This is a genomic window from Streptomyces sp. CNS606 (assembly GCF_000426325.1).
In genome coordinates, this window is sequence record NZ_AUFD01000012.1 from 90,870 (window position 1) to 108,374 (window position 17,505).

At 71.2% G+C, this 17,505-nt stretch carries 14 protein-coding genes and 2 tRNA genes; 5 read left to right on the forward strand and 11 right to left on the reverse strand.

What is annotated here, in order from left to right; all coding sequences use genetic code 11:
• Nucleotides 1–165 precede the first annotated feature (165 nt).
• Nucleotides 166–2,805, reverse strand: coding sequence for a valine--tRNA ligase (locus K304_RS0110045; protein WP_027763640.1), 2,640 nt, complete (start codon nt 2,803–2,805; stop codon nt 166–168).
• Between the two features lie 129 nt (nt 2,806–2,934).
• On the opposite strand from K304_RS0110045, the gene K304_RS0110050 reads away from it, so the two are divergent.
• Nucleotides 2,935–3,891, forward strand: coding sequence for a hypothetical protein (locus K304_RS0110050; protein ID WP_027763641.1), 957 nt, complete (start codon nt 2,935–2,937; stop codon nt 3,889–3,891).
• Nucleotides 3,892–3,968: 77 nt separating this feature from the next.
• Here the strand turns inward: K304_RS0110050 and K304_RS0110055 are convergent, their stop codons facing one another.
• Nucleotides 3,969–5,432 carry an aminotransferase-like domain-containing protein gene (locus tag K304_RS0110055; protein ID WP_027763642.1) on the reverse strand — a complete coding sequence of 488 codons (1,464 nt, stop codon included), beginning with the start codon at nt 5,430–5,432 and terminating at the stop codon, nt 3,969–3,971.
• A gap of 73 nt (nt 5,433–5,505) precedes the next feature.
• Here K304_RS0110055 and K304_RS0110060 point away from each other — a divergent pair, with 73 nt between their 5' ends.
• Entirely contained in the window at nt 5,506–6,333 is an 828-nt protein-coding gene (locus tag K304_RS0110060) for a DMT family transporter (protein ID WP_037789896.1), read from the forward strand.
• A 92-nt stretch (nt 6,334–6,425) separates the two neighbouring features.
• On the opposite strand, the gene clpX is transcribed toward K304_RS0110060, so the two are convergent.
• The 5 genes from clpX to K304_RS0110085 all read right to left on the reverse strand — a co-directional run bounded on the left by clpX (nt 6,426) and on the right by K304_RS0110085 (nt 11,203).
• Nucleotides 6,426–7,715 carry an ATP-dependent Clp protease ATP-binding subunit ClpX gene (clpX, locus tag K304_RS0110065; protein ID WP_027763644.1) on the reverse strand — a complete coding sequence of 430 codons (1,290 nt, stop codon included), beginning with the start codon at nt 7,713–7,715 and terminating at the stop codon, nt 6,426–6,428.
• A 137-nt stretch (nt 7,716–7,852) separates the two neighbouring features.
• Entirely contained in the window at nt 7,853–8,542 is a 690-nt protein-coding gene (locus K304_RS0110070; RefSeq protein WP_027763645.1) for an ATP-dependent Clp protease proteolytic subunit, read from the reverse strand.
• A 68-nt stretch (nt 8,543–8,610) separates the two neighbouring features.
• Nucleotides 8,611–9,216 (reverse strand): ATP-dependent Clp protease proteolytic subunit, encoded by a 606-nt coding sequence (locus tag K304_RS0110075; protein WP_106965565.1) that lies wholly within the window; start codon nt 9,214–9,216, stop codon nt 8,611–8,613.
• Between the two features lie 403 nt (nt 9,217–9,619).
• On the reverse strand, nt 9,620–11,020 hold the full coding sequence (tig, locus tag K304_RS0110080; protein ID WP_027763647.1) for a trigger factor: 1,401 nt from the start codon (nt 11,018–11,020) through the stop codon (nt 9,620–9,622).
• Between the two features lie 106 nt (nt 11,021–11,126).
• A tRNA-Pro gene (locus K304_RS0110085) sits at nt 11,127–11,203 on the reverse strand.
• A 118-nt stretch (nt 11,204–11,321) separates the two neighbouring features.
• Here K304_RS0110085 and K304_RS0110090 point away from each other — a divergent pair.
• A tRNA-Gly gene (locus K304_RS0110090) sits at nt 11,322–11,392 on the forward strand.
• A gap of 46 nt (nt 11,393–11,438) precedes the next feature.
• Here the strand turns inward: K304_RS0110090 and K304_RS0110095 are convergent.
• On the reverse strand, nt 11,439–11,633 hold the full coding sequence (locus K304_RS0110095; RefSeq protein WP_027763648.1) for a hypothetical protein: 195 nt from the start codon (nt 11,631–11,633) through the stop codon (nt 11,439–11,441).
• Between the two features lie 501 nt (nt 11,634–12,134).
• On the opposite strand from K304_RS0110095, the gene K304_RS28270 reads away from it, so the two are divergent.
• Nucleotides 12,135–13,361, forward strand: a complete 1,227-nt coding sequence (locus K304_RS28270) for an acyltransferase family protein (RefSeq protein WP_486591620.1) — start codon at nt 12,135–12,137, stop codon at nt 13,359–13,361.
• 108 nt (nt 13,362–13,469) lie between these two features.
• On the opposite strand, the gene K304_RS0110105 is transcribed toward K304_RS28270, so the two are convergent.
• Entirely contained in the window at nt 13,470–14,627 is a 1,158-nt protein-coding gene (locus tag K304_RS0110105) for a PP2C family protein-serine/threonine phosphatase (protein WP_027763649.1), read from the reverse strand.
• Between the two features lie 160 nt (nt 14,628–14,787).
• On the opposite strand from K304_RS0110105, the gene K304_RS0110110 reads away from it, so the two are divergent.
• Nucleotides 14,788–16,029: a GNAT family N-acetyltransferase gene (locus K304_RS0110110; RefSeq protein WP_027763650.1), complete on the forward strand. Its 1,242-nt coding sequence runs from the start codon at nt 14,788–14,790 to the stop codon at nt 16,027–16,029.
• A 46-nt stretch (nt 16,030–16,075) separates the two neighbouring features.
• On the opposite strand, the gene K304_RS0110115 is transcribed toward K304_RS0110110, so the two are convergent.
• Nucleotides 16,076–16,888, reverse strand: coding sequence for a DNA-formamidopyrimidine glycosylase family protein (locus tag K304_RS0110115; protein WP_027763651.1), 813 nt, complete (start codon nt 16,886–16,888; stop codon nt 16,076–16,078).
• Between the two features lie 19 nt (nt 16,889–16,907).
• A complete protein-coding gene (locus K304_RS0110120) occupies nt 16,908–17,399 on the reverse strand; it encodes a ribose-5-phosphate isomerase (protein WP_027763652.1) in 492 nt (163 codons plus the stop codon).
• Nucleotides 17,400–17,505 lie beyond the last annotated feature (106 nt).

Below are 17,505 nucleotides of genomic sequence, written 5' to 3' on the forward strand. Positions count from 1 at the left end.
TGAGGATGTGCTGCGCCCCTCGGACGTGCATGTACACGTTCCGTCACCGGCGGTGACGGTGTGCGAGGGCTCCTCGTGCGTCCGGCGGCGGGGACGAGGGTTCCGGCAGGCCGGAACCGCGCCAACGCGGCTCCGGCCCCGGACGAGCGGCAGCAGCCGACGTCGTCAGCCGGGCAGACCGTCGAGCTGGCCGCGGATGCGGGCGATGTCGGCCTCCGCGGCCAACTTGCGTCCCCGGATCTTCTCCACGACGTGGTCCGGCGCCTTGGCGAGGAACCCCTCGTTGCCCAACTTGGCGTCGGACTGCTTGAGTTCCTTCTCCGCGAGCCCCAGGTCCTTCGTGAGCCGCTTCCGCTCCGCCTCGAAGTCGATCGCGTCGGACAGGTCGAGCGCGACCGTGGCGCCGGCGACCGGCAGGGACGCCGTCGGCGAGAAGTCCTCGCCCGCGGGCTGGAGCCGCAGCAGCGACCGGATGGCGTCCTCGTGCGCGGCGAGTGCCGTGCCGTCCAAGTCGAGCCGCGCCGGCACCCGCTGCCCCGGCTGGAGCCCCTGGTCGGCGCGGAAGCGCCGCACCTCGGTGATGACCTGCTGGAGCGTGGCGATCTCGCGCTCGGCCGCCTCGTCACGGAAACCGGAGTCGCGCGGCCACTCGGCGACGACGACGGACTCGCGCCCGGTGAGCGTCGTCCACAGCGCCTCGGTGACGAACGGGACGACCGGGTGCAGCACCCGCAGCAGCACGTCCAGGACCTCGCCCAGCACGCGGCGCGAGACCTCGGCCGGGCGCCCCCCGGCCGTGAACGTGGTCTTGGTCAGCTCGACGTACCAGTCGAAGACCTCGTCCCACGCGAAGTGCCGCAGCGCGTCGCTGAGCTTCGCGAACTGGTAGTCGTCGTAGTACGCGTCGGCTTCGGCGACCGTCCGGTTGAGGCGGGAGAGGATCCAGCGGTCCTCGGCCGTCATCTCCTCGGGAGCCGGCAGCGGGCCCTCGACCGTCGCGCCGTTCATCAGTGCGAAGCGCGTCGCGTTCCAGATCTTGTTGGCGAAGTTCCGGGACGCCTTGACCCAGTCCTCGCCGATCGGCACGTCCGTACCGGGGTTGGCGCCGGCGGCCAGCGTGAAACGGAGCGCGTCCGAGCCGTACGCCTCCATCCAGTCCAGCGGGTCGACGACGTTGCCGAAGGACTTGGACATCTTCTTGCCGTGCTCGTCGCGGACGAGTCCGGTGAGCGCGATGGTGTGGAACGGCGGGGTGCCGTCCATCGCGTAGAGGCCGAACATCATCATCCGGGCGACCCAGAAGAAGATGATGTCGTGGCCGGTCAGCAGGACGTCGGTCGGATAGAACTTCTCCAGGTCCTCGGTGCGGTCGGGCCAGCCGAGCGTGGAGAACGGCCAGAGGCCGGAGGAGAACCAGGTGTCCAGCACGTCGGAGTCCTGGCGCCAGCCCTCGCCCGTCGGGGGCTCCTCGTCCGGGCCGACGCAGCGGACCTCGCCGTCCGGGCCGTACCAGACGGGGATCCGGTGGCCCCACCACAGCTGGCGCGAGATGCACCAGTCGTGCATGTGGTCGACCCAGTCGAAGTAGCGGCTCGACATGTCGGCGGGGTGGATCGTCACCCGCCCGTCGCGGACGGCGTCGCCCGCGGCCTGCGCCAGCGGACCGACCTTGACCCACCACTGCAGCGACAGCCGCGGCTCGATGGTGGTCTTGCAGCGCGAGCAGTGTCCGACGGAGTGGACGTACGGGCGCTTCTCCGCCACGACGCGGCCCTGCGAGCGCAGCGCGGCGACGATCGCCGAGCGCGCCTCGAAGCGGTCCAGCCCTTCGAACGGGCCGTGCGCGGTGATGACGCCCCGCTCGTCGAGGACCGTGAGCGACTCCAGGTCGTGCCGGCGGCCGATGGCGAAGTCGTTCGGGTCGTGCGCGGGCGTCACCTTGACGGCGCCGGTGCCGAACTCCGGGTCGACGTGCTCGTCGGCGACGACCGGGATCGTGCGGCCGGTCAGCGGCAGCTTGATGCGCCTGCCGACCAGGTGCCGGTACCGCTCGTCGTCGGGGTGGACGGCGACCGCCGTGTCGCCGAGCATCGTCTCGGCACGCGTCGTCGCGACGACGACGGTCTCGTCGCCCTCTCCGTACTGCAGCGAGACCAGCTCGCCGTCGTCGTCCTGGTAGTCGACCTCGATGTCGGAGATGGCGGTGAGGCAGCGCGGGCACCAGTTGATGATGCGCTCGGCCTGGTAGATCAGGCCGTCGTCGTACATCCGCTTGAAGACGGTCTGGACGGCGCGCGACAGGCCCTCGTCCATGGTGAAGCGCTCACGCGACCAGTCGACGCCGTCGCCGAGACGTCGCATCTGGCCGAGGATCTTCCCGCCGTACTCCTCCTTCCACTGCCAGACGCGCTCGACGAACGCCTCCCGGCCGAGGTCGTGCCGCGACTTGCCCTCGTCGGCGAGCTGCTGCTCGACCTTGTTCTGGGTGGCGATGCCGGCGTGGTCCATGCCCGGCAGCCACAGCGACTCGAAGCCCTGCATGCGCTTCCGGCGCGTCAGGGCGTCCATCAGCGTGTGCTGGAAGGCGTGGCCGAGGTGGAGGGAGCCGGTGACGTTCGGCGGCGGGATGACGATGGTGTACGCGGGCTTGTCGCTCTTGGCGCTCGCCTCGAAGTAGCCGCGCTCCACCCAGCGCCCGTACAGCTGCCCCTCTACGTCGGCCGGCGCGTACTGGGTCGGCAGATCTGCGGGGGCTGCGGCGTCGGGCCCGTGCGATGCGGGGCCCTGCTGGGTGTTGTCAGTCACGGGCGCAAGTCTACGGCGGCACATGTAATGGTCTCGAATCGGTTTGTGCCCCGGTGCAGCCGCCCGGCGCCGCGTCCGTCAGGATGTCCGTGCGCATTCACGCACAGCCAACGGAGGGGACGCGCCACCATGAGCCACAACCAGCCGCCACCGGGCCCGTACGGCCAGCAGCCGCCGCAGCAGCCGGGCCAGCCCGGTCCCTATGGTGCGCCCACTCCCCCGCCGCAGGGCCAGCCCGGTCAGCCCGGCTACGGCTACCCCCAGCCCCCGCAGCAGCCGGGTGGCCAGCCCGCGTACGGCTACCCCCAGGGCCAGCCGGGCGTGCCGCCGCAGCAGGGCTACGGCGGCCATCCGACCGCGCCGGGCCAGCCCTACGGCCAGCAGCCCGGCATGCCGTACGGCCAGCCCGGCATGCCCATGCCGCCTGAGGGCGGCGGCAGCAAGACCGGCAAGACCATCGCCATCGTGGTCGGCTCCCTCGCCCTGGTCGGCGCCATCATCGTCGCCATCGTCCTCTCCATGGGCGGCGGCGGTGGCAGCGACATCGCCGACGACGGCGCCCACAAGATCGAGACGCCGGAGACCGTGCTGGGCGAGTACAAGAAGCAGCAGGGCCAGACCACGCAGGAGATGACCACCTCCGACATGGACGATGCCGGCGTCAACGACGGCACTCCGGTCACCGTGGCCTACAGCACCTACGACGCCACCGACACGTCCCCCTCCCCCGAGGACCTTCAGAACATCAAGGCGCTCTCCATCTTCGGAGCCTACGGGGAGGTCGAAGACCCCGAGGGCGCGGTGGACGCCGTCTTCGACGACGCCACCGGCAACGCCCAGGCCGAACTCGTGGGGACCGCCGAGCAGAAGTCACCGACCGGCTTCAACGGATACATGAAGTGTCAGATGGTGAAGCCCACCAGCCAGACGACCCCCGGCGCTCCCAGCGAGATTCCGATCTGCGCCTGGGGCGACAACAGCACCCTGGCGGTCGTCACTCTCGCCGGCATCACCACCATGTCGCTGGACGAGGCCGCCCAGACCACCGCCGACCTCCGCGAGGAGGTCCGCGTTCCCGTCGGCTGACGGCAGTGGATGCGAAAGGGGGCGCCCGGCCGATGGCCGGGCGCCCCCTCTGTCGTTGCTGCGCACCCGCCGCGACCTCACTCCGGCAGCGCGGAGTTCTGCACGAGGGCCTGGCGGAGCAGTCGGATACCCGCCTCCAGTTGCGCGGTGCCCGGCGTGCTGACGTAGCTCAACCGCAGGTGCGGGGCGGGCGCTTCGGCCGTGAAGTAGGGGCTGCCGGCGGTGACCGCCACGCCGAGGCGCAACGCGGTGGCGGTGACGGCGTGCTCGTCGGCACCGTCACGCAGCCGCAGCCACAGGTGGTATCCGCCGTGGGGTGGCCGGTCCGGGACCAGCGAGGGCACTTCGCGGCCCAGTGCGGTGAGCAGGAGGGTCCGGCGTTCCCGGAGCGCTTCCGCCAGCGCCCGGAGGTGTCTGGCCCAGGCGGGAGAGCCGACCAGTTCGAGGGCGGTCTCCTGCAGCGGCCGGGGGACGAAGAAGCTGTCGACGACCTGGATGGCGCGCAGCCGCTCGAACACCGGACCGCGCGCGGCCAACGCCCCGATGCGCAGACTGGGTGAGGCCGCCTTCGTCAACGAACGCACGTGCACGACGACGCCGTCCGGATCGTCGGCGGCCAAGGGCGGTGGCGTGGAAGGGGTGTCGGCATGCACGAGGCGGCGTGCGAAGTCGTCTTCGACCACGAAGGCGCCCGCCGCCCGGGCGATGTCCAGCACCGCCGTACGCCGCTGCGGCGGCAGGACGCTGCCGGTGGGGTTGTGGAACAGCGGCTGGCAGACGAACACCCGGGCCCGGGTGGCCGCGAACGCCTTCCCCAGCAGGTCGGTGCGCACTCCGTCGGCGTCGACGGGCACCGGAACGGGGCGGAGCCCCGCGGCGCGGGCCACGGCCAGCATGCCGGGGTAGGTGGGCGATTCGACCAGGACGACGGCTCCCGGCGGGGCCAGGGCCCGGAGCGCGGTGGTGAGTGCGCCCTGCCCGCCGGCGGTGATCAGGACGTCCGACGCGTCGAGCGAGCCGTAGGGGCCCGCGATGTCACGGGCGAACCAGTCCCGTAGTTCGGCCAGGCCCTCCACCGGTGGGCGGGACCAGGTGCCGGGTCGGCGGCCGGCCCTGGCCAGCGCGGCGGCCAGCGCCCGTTCCGGCTGCAGCGCTGCGTCCAGATAGCCGCCGTTGAGGTCGACGACCTCGGCCGGCGGGGCGTTCAGGGTGGCGAGCACCCCGGTCGCGTCGGTGCCGCGGTTCCCCGCGTCGACCGCGGTGTGCGGGAGGTCCGCGGACAGCGCGACCTCCTGCCAGGAGACGTCACCGGGGGCGGCGGTGCCGCGGCGGGCGGCGGCCTTGAAGACTCCGGAGCCGGGCCGGGAGGCCACAAGTCCCTCGGCGGCCAGCGCGGCGATCGCCCGCGAGACGGTCACCGGGCTGACCCGGTGACGCGTCACCAGGGCACGGTTCGAGGGGAGCTTCTCTCCTTCCGAGTAGCGGTCCAGTTCCTTTCTCAGGGTCGCGACCAGCTGTCCCGTACTGCTACCGTCGTTCATGACAGTTGACGATAGCGCTACTCAGACGGTGGCGATAGCGGTCCGCACCGGTACTCTCCTGGCCGCGCTCGGCGTGACGGCGTTCTCCTTCAGTCTTCCCGCCACGGTGTGGGCCCTGGACGGCTTCGGGCCGTGGACCGCGACCGGTGTGCGGGGCCTGCTCGCGGGTCTGCTCGCGGCGACGTGCCTGTACGCAGCCCGGGTACCGGTGCCCGAACGACGGCACTGGCCCGGCCTGCTCACCGTCGCCGGCGGCTGCGTCGTCGGCTTTCCACTGCTGACCACACTGGCGCTGCAGACGTCCAGCACCGCGCACTCGGCCGTGGTCATCGGCATGCTGCCGCTGGCGACCGCCGCCGTCTCGACCCTCCTGACCGGGCGGCGTCCCTCCCGGGCGTTCTGGACGGCCGCCGGCCTCGGCGCCCTGACCGTGGCCGCGTTCACCCTCCAGCAGAGCCACGGCCTGCCGACACTCGGGGACGTCCATCTCTTCGGTGCCCTGCTGGTGTGCGCCGCCGGATACGCCCAGGGCGGTCGGCTCGCCTCCCACATGCCCGGCTGGCAGGTCATCGCCTGGGGCGTCGTCGCCGCTCTTCCCGTGTCCGCTCTGGTGACGGTCCTCGCCCTGCCTGCGGAACCGGTGCACCCGACCGGGAAGGCGATCGCCGGGATGGCCTACATCGCCGCCGTGTCCCAGTTCGCCGGCTTCGTCGTCTGGTATCGCGGCATGGCACTCGCCGGAGTGCTCAGGGCGAGTCAGATCCAGCTGGCCCAGCCGCTGCTCACCCTCGCCTGGGCCGTCGTGCTGATGGGCGAGAGCCTCTCGCCGCTCGCCCCCGTGGCGGCCCTGATCGTCCTCGGTTGCATCGTGGCCACCCAGCGCACGGGCGGCTCACGGTGACCGGCTTCGCCGTTACCGGACACTCCCGCGTGGCCACCGCGACTTCACTGCCGCAGAACGCGGCCACGCGGGAATGAACGCGGGGCGCGCGCCTACGCGCTCTTCTCGTGGGGTTCGCCGTGGCCGCGGCCACGGTCGCGGGGGACGAGGGTGGGGTTCACGTTGGAGTGAACGACGTCCTCGGTGATGACGACGCGTTCGACGTCCTTGCGGGAGGGCACCTCGTACATCACGGACATCAGCACCTCCTCCATGATGGCGCGCAGGCCGCGCGCGCCGGTACCGCGGAGGATGGCCTGGTCGGCGATGGCCTCCAGCGCCGGGCGGTCGAAGTCCAGCTCGACGCCGTCGAGTTCGAACAGCCGCTGGTACTGCTTGACCAGCGCGTTGCGCGGCTCCATGAGGATCTGGAGCAGCGCCTCGCGATCGAGGTTGTGGACGCTGGTGATGACCGGGAGGCGGCCGATGAACTCCGGGATCATGCCGAACTTCACCAGGTCCTCGGGCATCACGTCCTCGAACTGGTTCTTCTCCTCGATCTCCCGCTTGGACCGGATGTCGGCGCCGAAGCCGATGCCCTTGGCCCCCGCCCGGGACTCGATGATCTTCTCCAGTCCGGCGAACGCGCCGCCGACGATGAACAGCACGTTGGTGGTGTCGATCTGGATGAACTCCTGGTGCGGGTGCTTGCGTCCGCCCTGCGGCGGCACCGAGGCGCTGGTGCCCTCCAGGATCTTCAGCAGCGCCTGCTGGACGCCCTCGCCGGAGACGTCGCGGGTGATCGACGGGTTCTCGCTCTTCCGCGCGACCTTGTCGATCTCGTCGATGTAGATGATGCCGGTCTCGGCCTTCTTGACGTCGTAGTCCGCGGCCTGGATCAGCTTCAGCAGGATGTTCTCGACGTCCTCGCCGACGTATCCGGCCTCGGTGAGGGCGGTGGCGTCGGCGATGGCGAAGGGGACGTTCAGCATCCGGGCGAGGGTCTGCGCGAGCAGCGTCTTACCGGAGCCGGTGGGGCCGAGCAGCAGGATGTTGGACTTGGCCAGCTCGATGCCGTCGTCGCGGCCCTGCGGGGCGGCGTTCTCGCCGGCCTGCACCCGCTTGTAGTGGTTGTAGACGGCGACCGAGAGCGCCTTCTTGGCGGCCTCCTGGCCGACGACGTAGCCCTCGAGGAACTCGTAGATCTCCCGCGGCTTGGGCAGTTCGTCCCAGCGCACCTCGGAGGACTCGGCGAGCTCCTCCTCGATGATCTCGTTGCAGAGATCGATGCACTCGTCGCAGATGTACACACCTGGCCCCGCGATGAGCTTCTTCACCTGCTTCTGGCTCTTGCCGCAGAACGAGCACTTGAGCAGGTCGCCGCCATCACCGATGCGTGCCACGAGGTGCTTCCCCTATCGCCTGGGATCCGTCCCGCACGGGACGGACCGAGGTACGTGCACTGAAGACGGTACCCTCCCGCACCGTCGAAGTGTGCCCCCCTTGGTACGACTGCGTCCAAGGGGGGCTGGTGGGGCGGTCAGCCCCTCAGATCGACGGAACTCTTCCTGGTCGACACGATCTGGTCGACCAGTCCGTACTCCAGGGACTCCTCGGCGGTGAGGATCTTGTCCCGCTCGATGTCGTCGCGGATGGTCTCGATGTCCTTGGTGGAGTGCTTGGCGAGCATCTCCTCCAGCTGGGTGCGCATCCGCTGCACCTCGCGCGCCGCGATCTCCAGGTCGGAGACCTGGCCGCGGCCGGTCTCGCTGTACGGCTGGTGGATCAGGATGCGGGCGTTGGGCAGCGCCATCCGCTTGCCGGGGGTGCCGGCGGCCAGCAGGACGGCGGCGGCGGACGCGGCCTGGCCCATGCAGACCGTCTGGATGTCCGGCTTCACGAACTGCATCGTGTCGTAGATGGCGGTGAGCGCCGTGAACGAGCCGCCGGGGCTGTTGATGTAGATCGAGATGTCACGGTCCGGGTCCATCGACTCCAGGCACAGCAGCTGCGCCATGACGTCGTTGGCCGACGCGTCGTCGATCTGCACGCCGAGGAAGATCACCCGCTCCTCGAAGAGCTTCGCGTACGGGTCGTACTCGCGCACACCCTGCGAGGTGCGCTCGACGAACCGCGGGACGACGTACCGCGCGTCGGGCGACGGCCCGGTGTAGCGCGCCTGCGGGCCGGCCGGCAGGCCGGCGCCGGGAACGGGGGGAAGGCTGGTCATCGCGGTGTACTCCTGGTGAAGGGCTGGCTGCGGAGGGCGGATGCTCGGGCCGTGCGGTCGGTGCGCGCTCACGCGCCCGTACCGCCGCCGCCCGGAAGCTGGGCCGCGGAGCCGTACACCTCGTCGATCAGGCCGTATTCCTTGGCCTCCTCGGCGTTGAACCAACGGTCGCGGTCCGCGTCGCGCGTCCACTGCTCGACGGTCTGGCCGGTGTGCAGCGCGGAGAGCTCGGCCATCTTCTTCTTGGTGCGGAGCAGCTGCTCCGCGTGGATCTTGATGTCCGACGCGGAGCCGGCGAGGCCCGCGGACGGCTGGTGGATCAGGATCTCGGCGTTCGGCAGCGCGAAGCGCTTGCCGCGGGTGCCCGCGCTGAGCAGGAACTGGCCCATGGAGGCGGCGAGGCCCATGGCGATGGTCACCACGTCGTTCTTGATGTACTGCATGGTGTCGTAGATCGCCATGCCCGCCGTGATCGATCCGCCGGGGCTGTTGATGTAGAGGTAGATGTCCTTGTCCGGGTCGGCGGCAAGGAGAAGCAGCTGCGCGGTGATCTTGTTGGCGATGTCGTCGTCGACCGGCTGCCCGAGGAAGATGATCCGCTCGTTGAGCAGTCGGTTGTAGACCTGGTCGCCGAGGCCACCACCGAAGTTGGGCTCAGCGGCGGCGGAAGGCATCGGAAGCGTCACGTGTCCACCTGCTCGTGTCCGGACGGCTGCGATTCGGCATGGCCGTCACTGCGTCGTCTTACGGGCGGCAGCTGTCCGTCGTCCTCGCCCTGCGGGCGGGGCCGTGAGGACAGCTTCGCCCTCGTATCTACGGACCCTAACGCGCTGGTCGGCGGGCGCACTCCCGCACGGGTGACTGTTCGCTGTCAGCGTGGCGCGCGGCGTGCGGGGCCCGGGGGCGGCATCGCGCCGCCCCGCCCTCTCCACCGTTGCCCGGGGCTGCGCCCCGGACGCGGGAGGTACCCCCCTCCACAGCCTCCGGGCGTGGGGGGTGACCCGGCCGACGGCCGTGCGTGCGGGGAGCACGACGGGCCCCGTGCCGTGCATGGCCGGGGCCCGTCGGGGAGGTGCGTCAGGCCTTGTCGGCCTCGGCCTCGGCGGAGGCGGCCTCGGTGTCGTCGGAGGCCCCAGCGTCGGCGGCCACCGTCTCGGCGGTCTCGTCCTCGTCGTCGAGGTCCACGACCTCGCCGTTGGAGTCCTTGACGGTCGCGGCCTCGACCACGACGGCCAGGGCCTTGCCACGGGCGACCTCGCCGACGAGCATCGGCACCTGGCCGCCCTCGACGACGGCCTGGGCGAACTGGTCGGGGCTCATGCCGGAGGACTGCGCACGGCGCATGAGGTGCTCGGTGAGCTCCTCCTGGCTGACGTTGAGCTTCTCGGTGTTGACCAGCTCGTCGAGCAGGAACTGGGTCTTGATGCCCTTCTCCGCCTGCTCCTTGAGCTCGGCGTCGAAGTCCTCCTCGGACTTGTCCTGCATCTTGAGGTAGGCCGCCAGGTCGATGCCCATCTGGGCGAGCTGGTGGTTGATCAGGTTGTTCTTGCGGGTGTTGACCTCGTCCTCGAGGAGCTTCTCGGGGACGGGGATCTCGGCGAGGCCGATCAGCTCGTCGAGGACCTTCTCCTGGGCCTCGGTCGCCTGCTCGTACTTCTTGGACTGGCCGAGCCGCTTGCGGCTGTCCTCGCGCAGCTCGTCGAGGGTGTCGAACTCGCTGGCCAGCTGGGCGAAGTCGTCGTCCAGCTCGGGGAGTTCACGGGCGGAGACGCTGGTGACGTCGACCTTGACCTCGGCCTCCTTGCCCGCGGCGGAGCCGCCCTTGAGCTCGGAGGTGAAGGTGGCGGTGGCGCCGGCCTCCAGGCCGGTGACGGCGTCGTCGATGCCGTCGAGCAGCTCGCCGGAGCCGATGGTGTAGTCCACGCCGTTCGCGACGCCGTCGTCCAGGACCTCGCCGTCGACCTTGGCCTCCAGGTCGATCTTCACGACGTCGCCCTCGGCGGCGGCCCGCTCGACGACGGTGGTGGAGGCGAAGCGCTCACGCAGCTGCTCGACGGCCTTGTCCACGTCCTCGTCGGAGACCTCGGCGGCCTCGACGGTGACCTCGATGCCGGAGTAGTCCGGGATCTCGATCTTCGGGCGGACGTCGACCTCGGCGGTGAACGCCAGCAGCTCGTTGTCCTTGAGCTCGGTGATGTCGACCTCGGGCTGGCCGAGCGGGTTCAGCTCGCCCTCCTCGACTGCGGACTGGTAGAGCCCCGGCAGGGCGTCGTTGACGGCCTCCTCGAGCACCGCACCGCGGCCGAAGCGCTGGTCGATCACCCGGGCCGGGATCTTGCCCTTGCGGAATCCGGGCACCGTGACCTGCTGGTTGATCTTCTTGTACGCCGCGTCGAGGTTGGACTTGAGCTCCTCGAAGGGCACCTCGACAGTGAGCCGAACCCGGGTCGGGTTCAGGTTCTCCACGGCGCTCTTCACGGTCGGTCTCCTTGGGGCTGACTGCTGGGGGTATGAGATGGGCGCCCCGTATGCGGCATGAGAAATGCGGACACGACACAGGCACGCGCGATGAGGCCATACTACGTGGTCGGGGTGGCCGGATTCGAACCGACGACCTTCCGCTCCCAAAGCGGACGCGCTACCAAGCTGCGCCACACCCCGTCGGTGCGACACGTAGCGTACATGCCGTACGATGCATTCCGTGCCGCAGCGGAGACGATGCGGACCGTGACGCGGGCCTGTTCACAGGCCGTGACCGGTCGGGATCACAGCGGCGCACGCGGGCGTAGCTCAATGGTAGAGCCCTGGTCTTCCAAACCAGCTACGCGGGTTCGATTCCCGTCGCCCGCTCCGCGAGTGAAGGGCCCCCGGTTCCGCACCGGGGGCCCTTCGCACGTCAGATGCTGATGTTGTTGATCGTGCTGGCGACGGACTCCAGGAAGTTGTTTATCGGCGGCGCCGCCCCGCTCGCGGCGAGGAAGAAGCCGAAGAGGGCGGCCACGATCGCCGGGCCCGGCTTGATGGAACCGCCCTTGACCATCACGACCAGGACGATCGCCAGCAGCAGGACCACCGACAGCGAAATCTCCACAACCGATCACACCCCTCGCCCTCGTCGGGCCCTCGTACGCCTCACCCGGCCGGGGATCCGCCGCCAGAGCCCCGCTGCGCTCCATCGTGCCACCAACACGCCCGCCGGTGCAGGAGGCTGACGCAGGATCGGCCGACTCTCACCCTCGCGTGTATGCCCGTGATGCCCGAAAGTCATCCGGTCGGGGCGAATTCGTGCAGGTCAATGCCGTATACAGGTTGCGTGATTCACCTTTCCTCCGTGATCGCTCCGTGATCACGACAGAGGCCTGTGGAGTGGGTCACACGGCACCCTCCATCGCAGCCTCACGCGTACCGCTCACGCATTCGACAGAGCGTCTTCGCACTTCGTTCACGACCCTCGCAAACCGCAGGTCAGAGGCCCGTTCCGACAAGACGCGGCGGGAAAAGGGGTGTTGACGGGACGCCTGGTAACCGCTGGGGGCGACATGCTCCGCACCCTGATTTTCGCTCTTCCCGTCCGGCGGCTATGGTGCTGCAGATGTTGCACGCTCGTAATGAGCGGGTCCCGCTCCCCCCGGCCCGCCCCGAGAAGCCGACGGCGAAGACGCCGCCCACTTCCGCCCCGCCGTCCGTGCGCGAGGGCGGAGCCCCGGGAGCGAAGCAACGCGATCCCTTCTTCGACAACGCGAAGTACCTCACGATCCTGCTGGTGGGCATGGGTCACGCCTGGCAGCCGCTGCAGGACGACAGCCGCACGGTCGAGGCGCTGTACCTGGCGGTCTACGCCTTCCACATGCCGGCGTTCATCATCATCTCCGGCTACCTCTCGCGGACGTTCACCGGCAGACCGCACCAGATCCGGCGGCTCATCACCGGAATCGCCGTGCCGTACCTGGTGTTCGAGACCCTCTACACGCTCTTCATGCGCTGGGCGGACAACCCGGACCGCGAGTTCAGCCTGCAACGTCCGGGGTTCGCGCTGTGGTTCCTGGTCGCGCTGTTCGTCTGGCGCATGACCGCTCCCTTCTGGCACCGGCTGCGCTGGCCCGTGCCGGTGGCGCTCGCCGTCGGTCTGTGCGCGAGCGTGACCGAGAGCATCAGCGGCGACTTCAACCTGATGCGGGTCCTGCAGTACCTGCCGTACTTCGTGCTGGGCCTCCAACTGCGGCCCCGGCACTTCGAGATGCTCAAGGACCGCCGTCTGCGGCTGCTGTCCGTGCCGCTGCTGCTGGCGACCGCCGTGTTCTCCTACTGGGCGGTGCCGCGGATGAACCAGGCGTGGCTGCTGCACGACCGCCCCGCCGCGGAGATGGGCGTGCCCTCCTGGGTCGGCGCCGTGATGTACCTGGCCCTCTTCGGCTGCGCCCTGGTCCTGACCGCCGCGTTCCTCACCCTGGTGCCGCGCCGCCACATGTGGTTCACGGCGCTGGGTGCCGGCACGCTCTACGCCTACCTGCTGCACGTCTACCCGATCAAGCTCTCGCGGGAGTTCGACTGGTACGACATGGCCTGGGTGGACCACCCGGCCAGCAGGGTGGTCATCACGCTGCTCGCGGTGGTGATGATGACCGCGCTGTGCAGCGGGCCGGTGCAGCGGGCCTTCCGGTTCGTCATGGAGCCGAAGATGTCCTGGTTCTTCCGCGAGGACCCGGTCGAACAGGCACGGGCGCGCAGCGGCGCGCACGGCGGCGGGGAGCAGCCGGACCAGGGGCAGGACGGCCGGGAACGGGAACGTCGCCGCGAGACGGTGTCGGCCGGCCGCTGAGCGCACCGCGTGGCGTCGGGCCTCGCCCCTCCCGGGGGCGAGGCCCGACGCCGTTCCCCGGAGCCGCCCCGCGCTCCGTCGCGGCAGACGCTCAGCCGCGGCAGACGCTCAGTCGCGGCAGATCAGCAGCAGCGCCCGGTCGTCGTTGACGTCCTTGGCCACGGCTTCGATCAGGTGCCAGGCGGCGCCCTCGAAGCCGCCCGCCACATAGCGGTCCGCCTCGCCGGTGAGGCGGTCGACGCCCTCGTCCAGTTCGCGTTCGGGGGTCTCGACGAGCCCGTCGGTGAAGAGCATCAGCACGTCGCCGCGCCGCAGGCTGCCCTTCACCGCGTCGAAGGCGGCACCGTCGTAGACGCCGAGCAGGGGGCCGTCGGCCGCCTTCTCCTCCCAGGTGCCGGCGCCCGCGTCGCGCTGGAGGGCGGGAACGTGCCCGGCCGAGTAGAGCTCGTAGTCGCCGGTGTCCAGGTCGAGCACCAGGTGCACGGAGGTCGCGAAGCCCTCGTCCCAGTCCTGGCGCAGCAGGTAGCCGTTGGCGGCGGGCAGGAACTCGTGCGGGGGCAGCGACCCCAGGAGGCCCCCGAAGGCGCCGGAGAGCAGCAGGGCGCGGGACCCGGCGTCCATGCCCTTGCCGGAGACGTCCGTGAGCACCACCTCGAGGGTGCGGGCGTCGGCGCCGGTCCGTGCGGCGACGACGAAGTCCCCGGAGAACGACTGGCCGCCCGCGGGACGCAGCGACATCTCGCGGTGCCAGCCCTCGGGCAGGGAGGGCAGCTTGCTCTGCACGCGGATGCGCTCGCGCAGGTCGAACAGCATCGTCCCGCCGCGCCGCCAGGGCACGCCCACCCGGCTGCGGAACTGGGCGACCAGCAGCCCGGACAGGCCCACGGCGGCGACCACCAGGATGGTGCCCGGAGTGACGGCGCCGGCGCCGTCCTCGAGTTCGGCGAGCGCCGCCGCCTCCACGATCAGCGCGACGGCGGCCGCCGCGTACAGGGCCAGCAGGCTGGCCGGGCGCAGCAGCAGTCCGCCGGCGATGACGGGCAGGGCGAGGGTCTCCGGCGCGCACCACAGCGGGTTGACGACGGTGGCGAACGTCAGGGCGGGCACGGTGAGCAGCAGCGCGCCGAGGGCGACCCAGTCGGAGCCGCCGCCGCGGAAGTAGTCCACCGCGGAACGGCGCATGCTGGTGCGGACCCGGTGCCACGCCTTGTTCGCCTGGAGCAGCCGGGCCGCCGGGGGTGTGCTGCCCGCGCGCCGTAGTGCCATGTCCTGGGACCTTAGCGACCTCGCCGCCGAAGCGTCGATTCCCGGTGCGGAAGCGGACCTTCGGCAGATACCGTGCCCGGGTCCGGGAAGCGGCCGCGGGCGGGCGCGGCGAGGCGAAAATCGCTCGCCTCCGGGTCCGCGCCGCTGGTAGGGATGTCCGGTGACCATCGATCTGCGCACACTGACGGACGACCCCGGCGAGCACGAGGCGTGGTGGGCGGTGATCCGTGCCGCGTTCGGGACCACGTTCGACCCGGAGAGCCATGCCCTGTGGGCGGCGCGGATGGAGCCGGGTCGCTCGATCGTGGCCTACGACGGCGACGAGGTGTGCGGCACCACGGGGTCGTTCAGCTTCCGGATGACGGTGCCGGGCGGCGCGGTGGTGCCGACGGCCGGCGTGACGATGGTGACCGTGAAGCCGACGCACCGGCGGCGCGGGGTGCTGACGTCGATGATGCGCCGCCAGCTGGAGGAGGTGCGCGAGCGGCGGGAACCGCTCGCGGCGCTGCGCGCCTCGGAGCCCTTGATCTACGGCCGCTTCGGGTACGGCGCCGCCTCCGACGAACTCGGTGCGCGGGTGGACACCGCGCGGACGCGGCTCGCCCTGCCGGCCGGCGCGGACGCCCTGCGGCTGCGTCTGGTGGACCCGCGCGACCCGGAGGTGCTGGCGGCGTGCGAGGAGCTGTACGCGCGCCGGGTGCCGCTGCGGCCGGGCATGCTGGAGCGCCGCCCGGGCTGGGAGCGGACCGGGGTCCACGATCCGGAGGACAAGCGGGACGGTGCGACGCCGATGCAGTGCGTGCTGGCCGAACGGGACGGGGAGTTGCGCGGCTACGCCCGCTACGCGGTGCGCCCGCACTACGACGCCGCGGACAACCCGGACGGCGAGGTGCTGCTGCGTGACATGGAGGCGCTGGACCCGGCCGCGCACGGCGCGCTGGTGCGCTATCTCTTCGACCTCGACCTGACCTCGACGCTGTGCGTCGAGGGGCGTCCGGTGGACGATCCGTGGCTGCACCTGGTCACCGACCCGCGGCGGTGCGGGATCTCCCGGCGGGACGCCCTGTACGTGCGGGTGATCGACGTCGCGGCGGCCCTGGAGGCGCGTACGTACGCGGCGGGCGTGGACGTGGTGCTGGAGCTGGAGGACGCCTTCTGTCCGTGGAACGCGGGACGTTGGCGGCTGTCCGGCGGCCCGAAGGGCGCCGCCTGCACCCGTACCGGTGACCCGGCGGATCTGGCCCTGTCCGTACGGGAGTTGGGCGCGGTCTACCTCGGCGGCAGCTCGCTCGCGGCGCTGGCGAACGCCGGGCGGGTACGGGAGCTGCGGGACGGCGCGCTGGCGGAGGCCGCGACGGCCTTCCACAGCGCGGTGGCCCCCTGGAACCCGCACGGCTTCTGAGGCGGCCGCCGGTGGCCCCGGGGGGCTTCGGCCGCCCCGGCGCGGTTCAGCGCTGCTGGCAGCCGGGGCACCAGAAGAGGTTGCGGGCGGCGAGTTCGGCGGTGCGGATCGCCTCGCCGCACACGTGGCAGGGCTGCGGGGCGCGCCGGTAGACGTACACCTCGCCGCCGTGGTCGTCGACGCGCGGCGGTCGTCCCATGGCCTCCGGGGTGTGCTGCGGCCGCACGGTGTCGATGCGGCCCAGCCGTACGCCCTCGCGCATCAGGGCGACCAGGTCGGCCCAGACGGCGTCCCACTCCGGCCGGGTCAGGTCGCGGCCCGCCCGGTAGGGGTCGATGCGGTTCCGGAAGAGGACCTCGGCGCGGTAGACGTTGCCGACGCCGGCGACGACCTTCTGGTCCATGAGCAGGGCGGCGACGCTGCTGCGGCTGCGCGCGATGCGGGACCGGGCGCGTTCGGGGTCGGCGTCCTCGCGGAGCGGGTCGGGGCCGAGGCGTGCGGCGACGGACTGCGCCTCGTCGGCGGTGACGAGGGCGCAGCGGGTGGGGCCGCGCAGGTCGGCGTACCCGGCGGGGGTGGCCAGCCGCAGCCGGACCTGCCCCACGGGCGCCGGCGCGGGCCCGGCGCCGAAGCGGAACGTGCCGTAGAGGCCGAGGTGCACGTGCACCCGGGCGTCGTCCCCGTCGAACGCGACGAACAGGTGCTTGCCGTGCGCCTCGGCGCCGGTGAGCGTACGGCCGTCCAGCAGGGCGGCGCCGTCGGCGAACCGGCCCTGGGGGCTGGCGGCGTGCACGGCGTGGCCGCCGAAGCGGTCGCGGAGTTCACCGGCCAGGCGGTGCAGGGTGTGTCCTTCGGGCATGGTCTCCCCCGGCGGACGGTCAGTCGTCCTGCTGCGGGTGGTGGGCGGGGATCGGCGGGAGGGTGCCGGTGACCTCGTAGGTGGACAGCATGTCGATGCGGCGGACGTGCCGTTCGTCGCCGGAGAACGGGGTGCCGAGGAAGGTCTCGACGAACGCCACGGCGTCCTCGGTGCTGTGCATGCGGGCGCCGACGCTGACCATGTTGGCGTTGTTGTGCTCGCGGGCCAGCGAGGCGGTCTCCTCGCTCCATGCCAGGGCGCAGCGGACGCCCCTGACCTTGTTGGCCGCCATCTGTTCGCCGTTGCCGGAGCCGCCGATGACGATGCCCAGGGCCTCGCTGTCGGCGGCGGTGCGCTCGGCGGCGCGGAGGCAGAACGGCGGGTAGTCGTCCTGGGCGTCGTGGAGGTGCGGGCCGCAGTCGACGGGCTCGTGGCCCGCGGACTTCAGCCAGTCCACGAGGTGGTTCTTGAGTTCGTAGCCGGCGTGGTCGGAGCCGAGGTAGACGCGCATGCTGCGCAGTCTAGTGCTGTGGCCGGGATGGTTTGCCGGGTAGCTCGCGGCGTCTGGTGCATGGGGTCTCCCCAGGTCCGCCAGGACCGTGGGGACGCATCGCAAG